The following is a 13027-nucleotide window of genomic DNA, read 5'->3' on the forward strand; positions in this document are numbered from 1 at the left end:
AATCCAATAAAAAATACACTAAGCTACTCTACTTTCTGGAGTAGTTTTTTTTTATTTAAAAACCTTTCTGAAAAAAAACTGTAACAAATTTTGTAACATTTCAACTCTATTGTCTACTAACTGTATAGATTAAAACTGGTTTGATGCTGTGGAAAGTTTAGAATAACTTTGCAGCAAACTCATTTATTTATGCATACAAGAATTGTTTTCAATTTTCTGGCTGTTTTCTTATACTGTCTGTTTTCTGCACAGACGTACGAAATTCAGTTCGCAAGTTCTTATAATGGAAAACCAGTAACAGATCAACCCTCTACTATCATTTGGGTCAATGAGAAAGAAAATTTCATTCTCAACAGCACGATCAAAGAGCAAAAAAGCAGCTATCCTTATGAGATCACTAAAGTAGAAAAGCCCTCCAACACTATTGTTTCTTATGCTTTTTTAAAATCTGGATCCATTATTTCAGCATCAGATGCAGAGTCTGTGGGAAAACAGGACTTTGAACTCACTAATGAAACCAAAAAGATTTTAGGATATAACTGTAAAAAAGCCGTCACAAAAGTCAATTCAAATACTATTGAAGTCTGGTATACGAATGATCTGAAGCTTAAAGGTGGACCTTCTGTTTTGGGACAGAATTTAGGATTGGTTCTGGAAGTAGAAAGAAATAAAAATTCTTTAATTACGGCCAGTTCAATCAAAAAAATTAGGAATACAGGCATTGAAAACATACTAAAAGGAAACATACAGACAACGGATCAGCTTGGATACAAAGATTTACTTTGGAAAAGCAGATTTATCACTTTGAATGTTTTTGACAATGAAACCATCAATTTCTCTGATGCCTCAAAATCTGACGACCAGGTTAAAAGATATGCCAACGGAACCATCATTCTTAAAAAAGTGAAATTCCCAACGATTACTGAAGGGGAAAATATTTTTGCAGAACTGAAACAACAATCCAATGGAGATGCTTATGACAGAACCGGAACCGTGTTTTTCATCCCACAGGATAAAGAAAAGTCTTTTTTTGACGGATTAGAGAAAGGTGCAAAAACTCTTCCTGTTTACGAAAACGGAAACGGAAAACAGTATTACGGAGTAACAGCCACCGAAAGCTATAATCCCGCTATGGAAATGATGAGATTCTTTACCGCTTTTGGAATTCAGAAGTTCAATCATATTCAGCTTAAAGGAAAAAACTGGCAGACTATCAGTCCTTACCGACAGGATATTACAGAATTAAAACCTGCTCTATCAGGAAAGGAACTTTGGATAGGGACATTTATTGGCAACTATGATAAAGGAGGTCATAAAGTGAGCCTAGATATTACCATTCATAAAAGCGATCAAAATATTTATAAAAATAATATCGCCATTCCTTTATTCAATACTTTAAATATTATGGAAATGGCAGGACAGGACTACTCTACGATGTTCAATCAGGACAAAGGACTTCTTGTCAATTTCACTTTAAACAAAGATGTGAAAAACGCACAGCTAAGATATACTACAACAGGACATGGCGGCTGGGAAAACGGAGACGAATTCGTTCCGAAAGCTAATTCTATCTTTGTTGACGGTAATCCTGTATTCTCGTTTATACCATGGAGAACAGATTGTGGCTCATACCGTTTATATAATCCGGCTTCGGGAAATTTCCAGGACGGGCTTTCATCATCAGACCTCAGCAGATCAAACTGGTGCCCGGGAACAGTTACCAATCCGAACTTCATTCCTCTTGGGGATTTGAAAGCAGGGAAACATACGATTCAGGTAAGAATTCCACAAGGTCCTACAGAGGGCACAAGTTTCAGTTCATGGAATGTCTCAGGAACATTACTGGGAGTACAATAAAAACAAAACCTTCTTGCATGAGAATTGCAAGAAGGTAAAAACACAAATGATGAAAAAAAATTATTTCGAGCCACAAAGTAAGGGGTAAAATTTATATAATTAATTACCATAGATTAATAAATATGTCATTTTTATTTCGTATAGAAGTTCTTCTATTTTTAGCTCAACGAAAAAAATTAATTAAACGACTGTCAGTTCCAATAAATAATTAAATTTTTTAATTTAAAAACATAAATTGATTAAAAATTTTCGTTTTTAAATATTTTTTATTGCTATTTATAAACATCCCTTCTACATTTGTCACATAAAATAATAAAAATCATGTGTGGAATTGTATGTTTATTCGACGCCAAGCAAAAAACTGAAGTATTAAGACCTCAGGTATTGGAAATGTCAAAAAAAATCCGTCATAGAGGACCGGACTGGAGTGGAGTTTTTCAGGACGAGAAAGTAATTTTTTCTCATGAAAGACTTGCCATTGTAGATCCTACCTCCGGAAAACAACCTTTATTTACAAAAGACGGAAAAGTAGTATTAGCTGTAAACGGTGAAATCTATAACCATAGAGAACTCAAAGAAGAATTTCCGGATTATGAGTTTCAGACTCAGTCGGACTGTGAAGTAATCCTTGCACTTTACAGAAAATACGGAAAAGATTTCGTAGAGAAATTAAACGGAATTTTCGCATTCGCATTATATGATACTGAAAATGACATTTACCTCATCGCCCGCGATCACATGGGAATCTGTCCACTTTACCAAGGCTGGGATAAAAACGGAAACTATTATGTAGCTTCTGAATTAAAAGCTCTTGAGGGCATCTGTAAAAAAATAGACACGTTCTTACCGGGGCATTTCATGTACAGCCCGGACGGAACTGAGCTTCAGCAATGGTATACAAGAGACTGGGACAGCTTTGATCATGTAAAAGAGAACACAACAGATATCTCAAAACTAAGAAAAGGTCTTGAAGATGCTGTTCATAGACAACTAATGAGTGACGTTCCTTATGGAGTCCTTCTTTCCGGAGGATTAGATTCATCTGTCATTTCTGCGATCACTGCAAAATTTGCCCGTCAGAGAATCGAAAGTGGTGATACACAGGAAGCCTGGTATCCGAGACTTCACAGTTTTGCAGTAGGACTTGTAGGATCTCCAGACCTTGCAGCGGCTCAAAAAGCTGCGGAACATATTGGATCTGTTCACCATGAGGTTAACTTTACGGTTCAGGAAGGGCTGGATGCTATACGTGACGTAATCTACCATCTTGAAACCTATGATGTAACAACCATCAGAGCATCCACCCCGATGTATCTTTTGGCAAGAGTCATCAAATCGATGGGGATTAAAATGGTTCTTTCAGGAGAAGGTTCTGATGAATTGTTCGGAGGATATTTATACTTCCACAAAGCTCCTAACGCAAAAGAATTCCATGATGAAACAGTAAGAAAACTGGGTAAACTTCACCTGTACGACTGCTTAAGAGCCAACAAAGCATTGATGAGCTGGGGTATTGAAGGCAGAGTACCGTTCCTTGACAAAGAATTCATGGATATCGCAATGACCATTAACCCTCAGGATAAAATGATCAATGCTGCTGAAGGAAAAATTGAGAAATGGGTATTGAGAAAAGCTTTTGAAGATCTGCTTCCGGATTCTATTGTATGGAGACAGAAAGAACAATTTTCAGATGGTGTAGGTTATTCATGGATTGACACTTTAAAAGCAGTTGCGGAAAAAGAAGTCACAGATGAAATGATGACAAACGCAAGATTCAGATTCCCGTTAAACACGCCTCAGAACAAAGAAGAATACCGATACAGAACTATTTTTGAGGAGCATTTCCCAAGTGAAACCGCTGCCGCTACCGTTCCATCTGTACCATCTGTAGCCTGTTCCACTCCTATTGCTTTAGAATGGGATGAAGCGTTCAAAAAAATGAATGACCCAAGCGGAAGAGCAGTGAAAGTGCATGAAACTTCGTATTAGAGAGGTATGTTAATGAATGATCAATCGTCAATCCGCTGTGCTGATGAATTTGTTGTGGGATTCGGGTTTTCGAGATTAGGGATATTTTAACGCAGAGTACGCTAAGCTATTGACAAATATTAAAAAACAATCGCTAGAGCGTTTCACTCAACAATAGACAAGTCGATTTCCTAGCTGAACGAAGTGACTTTGCGAACGAAATTGATAAGATGAAAGATAAGCCTTGCACCCGTTGCGTTTGTTTTTCAATTATTTACCATAATAATTAGCTATTGACATGTATATTTTTCTCATTCAAACATATAACTTCCTCAGTTATAATTTATCAATCCTGTAGCAATACAGGATTTTTTCTTGAATTAACGATAATAATATAGCATAATTTAACTGACAATCCAAAATAATATCTAATAAATAATTATATTTGGAAAACGAAAATATCAATTATAAAAAAATGAGAAGAAACCTTACTGTTTTATTTGTCTTATTATCCATAAGTTTTGCTTTTGGACAGGGGAAATACGGCAAATATCTGAATTCAAAAAAGCTTGCTTTGGCTTATAAGAGTGTGAAAGATGCAGATAAAGATGACTACTATCAACAATTCTACTGGCTTGTAAAAGCAGAGCAGCTGAAAACGTATCCTCACCTTAAGGATATAAAACCAATCGTTTTATATGAATTTGTGAAATATGTAAATCCTCAGAATCCAACGAAAAAACTGGATGCAAGAGGTAAAGAATTGAGAGCAACTGCAGAATTATCTTTGAATCAATATTTTAAAAATAAGAATTTTGAAAACAATTCTGTCTTGATGTACAACCTTGAAACGTATGTAGATCCTTCTAAAGGACAATTCTATACGAAGGTAGATCCTGAAAAAATCAAAGAACTGGTTCCGAAAGAACTGTTTGCTTTCAACTCATTCAACAGAAATATAGGAGAAGAAAAAACGTATTATCTTTGGGTAGATAAGAAAAAAGATGATCTTAACATTGTAGATATTATTCCTAGCGAAAAAGAAGATAAAGCTTTCTATACAAGACTGAAACAATATCTTCCAAGCTACAAGTTCTCAAAATATGTTCCTTCCGTAAAAAAAGGAAACAAATCTGACAAAACAGATATCGAGTACTACTACATCATGCCGTTTGAACAGAATACCGATAACATCGAATACAAAACAAAGGATTTCAAAAATTTCACTTTAAGCCAGTATAGAAAAGCCGGTGACGAATGGAAAGGAGTAGAAAAACCTAGAAAATAAATCAAAAAGTCCTGTGAAATCTCGCAGGACTTTTTTAATTTTATATGGATTTCTTTATCTAAAGATCAACCTGCTTAAAGCAAGCAGGCTCTTCATATAAAAATAAGTCTGGAAGTCTTTGTACTATCCAGCCTAGACCAAATGACAGAAGCAAACGCACAACAAACCCCCATAAAGAAAATACTTCCCCTGATTCTGGCTACTGCTATTTTTATGCAAATGCTTGATTCTACCATTCTGAATACTTCACTGCCTTCTATTGCCAGAGACCTGAAAGAGTCTCCGCTTAACATGCAGAACGCCATCATCAGTTATGTTTTGACATTAGCTGTTTTCATGCCTGCAAGCGGATTTCTGGCAGACCGGTTCGGAACAAAAAAAGTATTCATTTTTTCATTGGTATTGTTCAGTTTAGGCTCGTTGTTTTGCTCCATGTCTCAAAATCTCACGCATTTGGTTATTTCAAGGGTAATTCAGGGAGTTGGAGGAAGTCTGATGACTCCTGTCGGAAAACTGGCACTCATTAAAACATTTGATAAAAGTGAACTACTCAAAGCCATGAACTTTGCTATTATTCCTGCTCTTATTGGTCCTGTACTGGGGCCTCTAGTTGGAGGTTATATGGTGGATTACCTTTCGTGGCATTGGATTTTTCTGATCAATATTCCGATCGGCATTTTGGGAATTCTTTTAGGATTAAAATTTATGCCCAATTACAAATCCGATGATGTTGATTTTGATTTAAAAGGATTTTTAATTTTCGCAGCCGCCTCTCTCCTGCTTTCCGTTTCTCTGGAACTTTTTGGAGATATGCAGAATATTACTCCGGTTCTGGTCGTGTTTATCCTTGGTTTCTTATTCCTTTATTATTACTACAAACATGCAAAAAAGGGCGGACATCCTATTTTTCCTCTAAACCTGTTTCAGGTAAGAACTTTCAGGGTTGGGATCGTAGGAAACCTTGCCACCAGATTAGGAATCAGTTCTGTTCCCTTATTACTTCCGCTGATGATTCAGATTGCGTATAAACAATCTGCGGTAACTTCAGGCTGGATCATTGCTCCTATGGCTTTAACAGCTATTTTCGGAAAATCATCTGTTATTAAAATTCTGGATAAATATGGCTATCGTCAGACTTTAATGGTGAATACCTTCATCATCGGAACCTTAATCTGCCTTCTTGCTATTCCTGATATTCACACTTCATTATATTGGTTTGTTCCCATTATTGCAGTATTAGGTTTTTTCAACTCTATACAGTTCACCTCGATGAACACAATTTCTATTGCCGATCTTCGAAATTTCCAAACCAGCAGTGGTAACTCTTTAATTTCAGTGAATCAACAGCTCGCCATCGGTTTCGGAATTGCATTCGGATTGATTGTTTTAAAACTGTTTGAAAACACAGATCTTATTAATGGAGAAATTCACAACGCATTCCGCTACACTTTCCTCACCGTAGGAATCTTAACAATTTTATCCGGATTTGTTTTCAGAAGACTGCATATCTCAGATGGGAAGAATATGAAATCAAAAGAAGATTAAGCCCATCAAATTACAATTTCATCTTCTCATTTTCTCTGTATTGAATAGTTGCTACGAACTTAACACAGATCAATGCTTTTCGCATATAACAATGGTAATTTTGTTTACATAAATCAACAATGTGATGGCAACTAAAAAAATAGAAATCGTAGTATCCCCAAAACCTGCGCACTTTGTAGGTGATGGATTCAGGGTTCATAATTTTATTCCGGGAGTACCTGGATTGGATATGAAAAGAATGGATCCGTTCATTATGCTGGATTACAATTCGAAATTTCACTTCAATGGATCAGATACACCAAGAGGTGTAGGAGTGCATCCGCACAGAGGTTTTGAAACCGTAACCATAGCGTATAGCGGAAAAGTAGAACATCACGACAGTGCCGGCGGCGGCGGCGTGATCGGAGAAGGTGATGTACAGTGGATGACTGCTGCCAAAGGTGTTCTTCACAAAGAATATCATGAAACAGAATGGGCAAAAGAAGGAGGTATTTTTCAGATGGTTCAGCTTTGGGTGAATCTTCCTGCAAAAGATAAAATGAGCTGCCCGAAATACCAGGCTATAGAAAACTCTAAAATGGAAAGAGTTGATCTTGGCGAAAACGGTTCTGTAGAAGTAATTGCCGGAGAATATAATGGTCATAAAGGACCTGCGAGTACTTTTACTCCAGTTCATATGATGAATGCAAAACTAAAAGCAGGGGGAAAAGCAGAATTTAATTTCCCGGCTCATTTTAATACTGCAGCTTTGGTGATTGAAGGAAATGTAATTATAAACGGAGAAGAAGCCGTTAAAGCGGATCACTTTGCCCTGTTTAAAAATGAAGGGGAAACATTCATCATCGAAGCAAAAGAAGATGCTGTTGTTTTGATCATCAGTGGAGAACCCATCAACGAACCAATCTATCCTCACGGACCTTTCGTAATGAATTCCAGAGAAGAAATTATGCAGGCTTTCGAGGATTTCAATACCGGAAAATTCGGATATCTGGAAGATTAAAAGAATTAAATTTATCTTAATCTTTGATTATTCCTTTTTTTATTAACTTTATATAATGGCAAACCTTCCAGGTTTTGACAATCTGGAAGATTTGCCTTTTAATTCTGTTTATTAAAGAAAAACAGACGCCTTAACGTAAAATAGTATGAAACCAGAATTTGAAAATATACCTCTCATAAAAGCCGAAAAAAGATTTGAAATAGAGTTCAACGGACATTATGCATTCATTGATTACCGCGAAACTACACATCAGATTGCTTTAATACATACAGAAGCAGAACCGGAATTAGCCGGAACAGGTGCAGCGGCTGCCGTAGTAGAAAAAACCTTGAATTATATTGAAGAAAGTGGAAAAAAACTTCTTCCCTTCTGTCCTTATGTTTTCGCTTTTATTAAGAAGCATCCTGAATGGAAACGTATTGTAGATGAAAAATTTGAAGGTTATGACAAACTTTAATTCTTCAGCAGAAACAATCAATCTACTTAAATAACATTTTAAAAAGTATCACATCATCATGTCAAATATTGGACTTATTATAGAAGAAAAAGCAGCGGATATCGGAAATTTCCTGGTAGGAAGACTTCTTCCTTTCCGTGAGAAAAGAGCGGTTGGCCCTTTTGTGTTTATTGACCACATGGGACCTTCAGAATTAAAAGATTATCAAAATCTTGATGTTCCGCCCCATCCGCATATTGGTTTATCTACGTTAACATATCTGTTGGAAGGTTCTATTTTCCACAGAGACAGCATTGGAAGCGCTATAGAAATAAAACCGGGTGCTGTCAACTGGATGACTGCCGGAAAAGGGGTTGTACACTCAGAAAGAACGCCTGAATATTTAAGACATACTGATAAAAGACTTCACGGATTTCAGATCTGGGTAGGTCTTCCGAAGCATCTTGAACAGTCTGAGCCTACTTTTCACCATATTGAAGCGGATGAAATTCCGGTTTGGGAAGAAGATGGCATTCAATATAAATTAATTGCTGGTGAAGCCTTCGGTAGAACATCTGCAGTTCCGGTGCACAGCAAGTTATTTTTCATCGAAATCAAAACAAAAGAAGCTAAGAAAATAAGCATCGGCAAAGATCTTTATGGAGAAGCAGCCATGTATGTTCTGGATGGAACGGTTACCACAGATGGAAATTCTTATGGTTCAAAACAATTGATGATCGCCAAAGACACCAAGCTTTGCGAATTTGATATGAGCAAAAACGGAACGGTTTATCTTTTCGGTGGTGAGCCATTCGATGAGGAACGTTTTATATTCTGGAATTTCGTTAATTCTGATAAAGAATTGATTGACCAGGCAAAAGTAAACTGGAATGACCAGAATCACGAAGCATTTCCTTTGGTTCCGGGCGATGAGAACGAATATGTTCCGCTTCCTAAAGCTATTTTAAACAGAAAATAATTTCAGTTCAGATTATAAAATATGAAAATATTAGCATTTGCCGGAAGTACTTCTTCCACTTCCATCAACAGAGAACTGGTAAAATTTGTTCTGAAAGATTTTCAGGATGAGGAAATCAATCTGATTGACCTCAACGATTTCACGATGCCTGTCTTCTCTGTAGACCTTGAAAAGAAAGGTTTTCCGGATGAAGCCCATCAGTTTTTAAAGGCTATTGAGGAATGTGATGTGATCATTTGCTCCCTTGCAGAACACAACCGTTCTTACAGTTCGGCATTTAAAAATGTTTTTGACTGGTCTTCAAGGATCAATGTAAAAGTATTTCAAAATAAGCCAATGCTTTTGATGAGTACCTCTCCCGGAGGTTATGGAGGCGGAAATGTGATGAATACCGCGAAAACGTTTTTCCCTCAGTTTGCAGCAGACATCAAGGACACTTTTTCATTACCGAAGTTTTACGAAAATTTCGATCTGGAAAGTGGAGTGATCAACCCTGATATGCTGAGCGATCTGAAAGGCAAAATACAGAATTTCAAAAATCAGGTACAGTAAATGAATAAAGGAAGACTTGAGGCGTTCAGTGATGGTGTCCTTGCTATTATTATTACCATCATGGTACTTGAACTGAAAGTACCGGAAGGAAATAGCTGGGCCAGCCTCAAACCTCTCCTTCCTAAGTTCCTGGCTTATATTTTCAGCTTTATCTATGTAGGAATCTACTGGAACAATCATCATCATCTGTTTCAGACCGTAAAGAAAGTAAATGGAAGTATCCTTTGGGCTAACCTTCATCTCTTGTTCTGGCTTTCTCTGATGCCTGTAGCTACAGAGTGGATCGGAACTACGAATTTTGCAAAAAATCCTGTTGCAGTGTATGGTATCGGGCTCATTATGTCAGCTATAGCTTACACAATTTTGGAGCATGTCATCATCCGGTGCGAGGGAGAAGATTCAAAGCTGAAAGAAGCCATTCATTCAAAATATAAGGAATATATCTCTATTGTATTTTATGTCCTGGGAATCGCTACTTCATTTTTTTATCCTTATATTGCCATAGGTTTTTATTATCTAGTAGCTCTTATATGGCTGATTCCCGACAGAAGAATCGAAAAAACATTAAAAGAAAATTGATATGGAAACACACGAATATCCTAACGGTAACATCACCGTCATTTGGCAGCCTAAGAAATGTATCCATTCTGCCATATGTGTAAAAACACTTCCAAAAGTCTACAATCCTAAAGAAAGACCTTGGATAAAAGCAGAAAACGCAAGTCCTGAAGAACTTAAAAATCAAATAGATCTATGCCCGTCAGGTGCATTAAGTTATCAATTCAATACAGCAAAATAATGGCGGTAACAGTAAAAGCAAGTTTAGGAAAAACAAAATATTATACAGAAGTAACTGCCGGCGAAAATAAGATCATTACGGATGAACCGATTGATAAAGGCGGACAGAATAAAGGTCTTAATCCCATGGAAATTCTGGCTACGTCACTGGCAAGCTGTACAGCAGCTACCTTAAGAATGTATATTGAAAGAAAAGAATGGGATGTGGAAAACATCAATGTAGAAGTAGAGCTGGAAAATTTTCCATTAACAAAAAGAGCCGTTTTCAAAAGAGACATCAGCTTTGATGGTATTCTGGATGATGAGCAGCTTAAAAGACTACACACCATTGCAGATGCATGTCCTGTTCATAAAATATTAACCAACGACATAGAAATACTAACTAAATTCTCATAACATGATCGAAGTAAAACAAAACAACGACGAAAAACACGGAAGTTTTGAAGCTTTCATAGATGGAAGACGCGCAGGAATGATGACTTATACCTGGGCAGGAGAAGAAAGATTTATTATAGACCACACAGAGGTGGAAGAAGCTTACAACGGAAAAGGTGTAGGCAAAGAAATGCTTCTGGCAGCTGTAGATTTTGCCAGAAAAAATGATAAGAAGATTATTCCCCTCTGCCCTTTTGCTAAGGTAAGTTTCCAGAAAAGTGAGGAACTTCAGGATGTTTTAGTGAATTAGTCACTGTATTCTAACCTTACCATACAACCCTTTCAGATAGCTCTCTGAAAGGGTTTTTATTTTTAATATACATACTGATTGAGAAGAAATTAATCCATGTAATTTGTTTTGAAACGAACAGGATTTTAAATTCATGATTCACGACTGATCTTTTTTATATATTTGCTAAAATTTAAAAATCAAGCATGAATCCAGGAACTATCCTTTTGCTATTTGTTTTCATTTATTTTATTGGACTTTTGGTGATTTCTTATTTCACCAGCCGAAATTCCGATAACCAGTCATTTTTTATCGGTAACAAAAAGAGTAAATGGTGGCTCGTTGCATTCGGGATGATAGGAACCAGCTTAAGTGGAGTTACTTTTATTTCGGTTCCGGGAACTGTAGGAAAAATGACCGGCTCAGAATACATTTACGGAGGTTTTGAGTACTATATGATGGTGATCGGGTTCTTCATCGGATATTTTATCGTGGCTGCAATATTACTTCCACTCTATTATAAGATGAATCTGACTTCTATTTATACCTATCTGGGAAAAAGATTCAATGTAGAAGCGCATAAAATAGGCTCTATATTCTTTATTATTTCAAGAGCAATTGGTGCTACGGCAAGATTGTATCTGGTAGTGAATGTCTTACAGATATTCTTACTTGAAGGTTTGGGAGTTCCGTTTTGGGTAACGTCTCTTGTTCTTTTATTGATGGTACTTCTGTACACTTTTGAAGGCGGGGTAAAAACCATTGTTATTACAGATACGCTGCAGACTTCTTTTATGATTATCAGCCTTGTAGCTTGTATTGTTTATATTTTATCCAACCTGAATTTATCATTTGGGGAAGCTTACACGATTCTGGAACAGAAAAATTATACGCACTTCATCAATTTTGATCCGAATTCCAAAACCTTTTTCCTGAAAACAATTCTGGGCGGAATTTTTATCACCATTGCTATGACAGGTCTGGATCAGGAAATGATGCAGAAAAATATCTCTGTGGATAATCTTCAGAATTCAAAGAAAAACATGCTGACTTTTGCAGGAACACTTCTTATTGTAAACCTTGCCTTCTTATTTCTGGGAGGGTTATTATATCTTTTTGCATTGCAGCACGGCGCAGAATATGGAACGATAAAGGCTGAAACTGTAACGAATATTTTCGGGTTTAAAGATGCCGCAGGAAATATTAAAAACGTAATGGGAGACGACCTTTTCCCTGCTTTATCACTTCAGGGATATTTCCCGATGGCCATTTCGGTTATTTTCATCATCGGACTGATTTCAGCATTATTCCCGTCTGCCGACGGTGCTTTAACAGCCGTAACAAGCTCATATTGTGTAGATTTATTAAACCTTAATGAAGATAAAACCAAAACTGAAAAAGAGAAGAAGCGCCTTCGTATGAAAGTACATTTGATTTTCACAGCTGTTTTCTTTATCCTGATCATGGTTTTCAAAGCATTGAATGACAAATCTATTGTTTATCTGATCATGGAAATTGCGGGATATACTTACGGTCCGCTTCTTGGACTTTTCGCTTTTGGAATTTTCACGAAGTTTCAGATTTCAAGAAAATATTCAATTCTGGCGGTTACCCTTTTAGCTCCCGTAATGACTTATTTAATCAATACAGCAGTTACAACTTATACAGATTATAAAATCGGAGTTGAACTGATTGTTCTAAATGGATTGCTAACCTTCATAGGTTTGTGGCTGGTAAAAAACAAACAACATTTAAGAGTAGTTTAATCTTTACAAAATAAACAAAAAGGCTGTCCTCCATTGAAGACAGCCTTTTTTATTGGGATCAATAAAATGGATTGATTATTCTTTAATCCATTTTACAGTTTTCTCTAAATTCTTAGATTTAACCTTAATCAGGTAGTCGCCTTTAATCAATTGAGATAAGTCAAAAGTACCTAC

At 36.5% G+C, this 13027-nt stretch carries 13 protein-coding genes; all 13 read left to right on the forward strand.

What is annotated here, in order from left to right; translation table 11 throughout:
- Nucleotides 1–189: 189 nt before the first annotated feature.
- The 13 genes from ACM6F9_RS00295 to ACM6F9_RS00355 all read left to right on the forward strand — a co-directional run bounded on the left by ACM6F9_RS00295 (nt 190) and on the right by ACM6F9_RS00355 (nt 12853).
- Nucleotides 190–1857, forward strand: coding sequence for a GLPGLI family protein (locus ACM6F9_RS00295; RefSeq protein WP_414843889.1), 1668 nt, complete (start codon nt 190–192; stop codon nt 1855–1857).
- 321 nt (nt 1858–2178) lie between these two features.
- Nucleotides 2179–3846, forward strand: coding sequence for an asparagine synthase B (asnB, locus tag ACM6F9_RS00300; RefSeq protein ID WP_414843890.1), 1668 nt, complete (start codon nt 2179–2181; stop codon nt 3844–3846).
- Nucleotides 3847–4270: 424 nt separating this feature from the next.
- Nucleotides 4271–5113, forward strand: coding sequence for a hypothetical protein (locus ACM6F9_RS00305; protein ID WP_414843891.1), 843 nt, complete (start codon nt 4271–4273; stop codon nt 5111–5113).
- 141 nt (nt 5114–5254) lie between these two features.
- The gene (locus ACM6F9_RS00310; RefSeq protein ID WP_414843892.1) at nt 5255–6658 is read left to right on the forward strand and encodes an MFS transporter; all 1404 of its coding nucleotides are present in this window, start codon (nt 5255–5257) and stop codon (nt 6656–6658) included.
- Nucleotides 6659–6782: 124 nt separating this feature from the next.
- A complete protein-coding gene (locus tag ACM6F9_RS00315; RefSeq protein WP_414843893.1) occupies nt 6783–7658 on the forward strand; it encodes a pirin family protein in 876 nt (291 codons plus the stop codon).
- 145 nt (nt 7659–7803) lie between these two features.
- Complete coding sequence (locus tag ACM6F9_RS00320; protein WP_414843894.1) at nt 7804–8115, forward strand: GNAT family N-acetyltransferase; 312 nt, start codon at nt 7804–7806, stop codon at nt 8113–8115.
- Nucleotides 8116–8173: 58 nt separating this feature from the next.
- Complete coding sequence (locus ACM6F9_RS00325; protein WP_414843895.1) at nt 8174–9073, forward strand: pirin family protein; 900 nt, start codon at nt 8174–8176, stop codon at nt 9071–9073.
- 21 nt (nt 9074–9094) lie between these two features.
- Complete coding sequence (locus ACM6F9_RS00330) at nt 9095–9625, forward strand: NADPH-dependent FMN reductase (protein ID WP_414843896.1); 531 nt, start codon at nt 9095–9097, stop codon at nt 9623–9625.
- Complete coding sequence (locus tag ACM6F9_RS00335) at nt 9626–10204, forward strand: TMEM175 family protein (RefSeq protein WP_414843897.1); 579 nt, start codon at nt 9626–9628, stop codon at nt 10202–10204. It begins immediately after the preceding gene.
- Between the two features lies 1 nt (nt 10205).
- Entirely contained in the window at nt 10206–10424 is a 219-nt protein-coding gene (locus ACM6F9_RS00340; RefSeq protein WP_105702612.1) for a (4Fe-4S)-binding protein, read from the forward strand.
- Nucleotides 10424–10819 (forward strand): OsmC family protein, encoded by a 396-nt coding sequence (locus ACM6F9_RS00345; RefSeq protein WP_407294155.1) that lies wholly within the window; start codon nt 10424–10426, stop codon nt 10817–10819. The genes ACM6F9_RS00340 and ACM6F9_RS00345 overlap by 1 nt, the downstream gene beginning before the upstream one ends.
- A 1-nt stretch (nt 10820) precedes the next feature.
- Nucleotides 10821–11108 carry a GNAT family N-acetyltransferase gene (locus ACM6F9_RS00350; protein WP_414843898.1) on the forward strand — a complete coding sequence of 96 codons (288 nt, stop codon included), beginning with the start codon at nt 10821–10823 and terminating at the stop codon, nt 11106–11108.
- 185 nt (nt 11109–11293) lie between these two features.
- Nucleotides 11294–12853, forward strand: a complete 1560-nt coding sequence (locus ACM6F9_RS00355) for a sodium:solute symporter (RefSeq protein WP_414843899.1) — start codon at nt 11294–11296, stop codon at nt 12851–12853.
- Nucleotides 12854–13027 lie beyond the last annotated feature (174 nt).

The sequence above is a fragment of the Chryseobacterium sp. IT-36CA2 genome, from assembly GCF_949767875.1.
Lineage (GTDB): Bacteria > Bacteroidota > Bacteroidia > Flavobacteriales > Weeksellaceae > Chryseobacterium.

Excerpts from the sequence above, each read along its gene's own strand:
- ACM6F9_RS00295 (WP_414843889.1), top strand. The coding sequence starts at position 190 with ATGCATACAAGAATTGTTTTCAATTTTCTGGCTGTTTTCTTATACTGT.
- asnB (WP_414843890.1), top strand. The coding sequence starts at position 2,179 with ATGTGTGGAATTGTATGTTTATTCGACGCCAAGCAAAAAACTGAAGTA.
- ACM6F9_RS00310 (WP_414843892.1), top strand. The coding sequence starts at position 5,255 with ATGACAGAAGCAAACGCACAACAAACCCCCATAAAGAAAATACTTCCC.
- ACM6F9_RS00315 (WP_414843893.1), top strand. The coding sequence starts at position 6,783 with ATGGCAACTAAAAAAATAGAAATCGTAGTATCCCCAAAACCTGCGCAC.
- ACM6F9_RS00320 (WP_414843894.1), top strand. The coding sequence starts at position 7,804 with ATGAAACCAGAATTTGAAAATATACCTCTCATAAAAGCCGAAAAAAGA.
- ACM6F9_RS00325 (WP_414843895.1), top strand. The coding sequence starts at position 8,174 with ATGTCAAATATTGGACTTATTATAGAAGAAAAAGCAGCGGATATCGGA.
- ACM6F9_RS00330 (WP_414843896.1), top strand. The coding sequence starts at position 9,095 with ATGAAAATATTAGCATTTGCCGGAAGTACTTCTTCCACTTCCATCAAC.
- ACM6F9_RS00335 (WP_414843897.1), top strand. The coding sequence starts at position 9,626 with ATGAATAAAGGAAGACTTGAGGCGTTCAGTGATGGTGTCCTTGCTATT.
- ACM6F9_RS00340 (WP_105702612.1), top strand. The coding sequence starts at position 10,206 with ATGGAAACACACGAATATCCTAACGGTAACATCACCGTCATTTGGCAG.
- ACM6F9_RS00345 (WP_407294155.1), top strand. The coding sequence starts at position 10,424 with ATGGCGGTAACAGTAAAAGCAAGTTTAGGAAAAACAAAATATTATACA.
- ACM6F9_RS00350 (WP_414843898.1), top strand. The coding sequence starts at position 10,821 with ATGATCGAAGTAAAACAAAACAACGACGAAAAACACGGAAGTTTTGAA.
- ACM6F9_RS00355 (WP_414843899.1), top strand. The coding sequence starts at position 11,294 with ATGAATCCAGGAACTATCCTTTTGCTATTTGTTTTCATTTATTTTATT.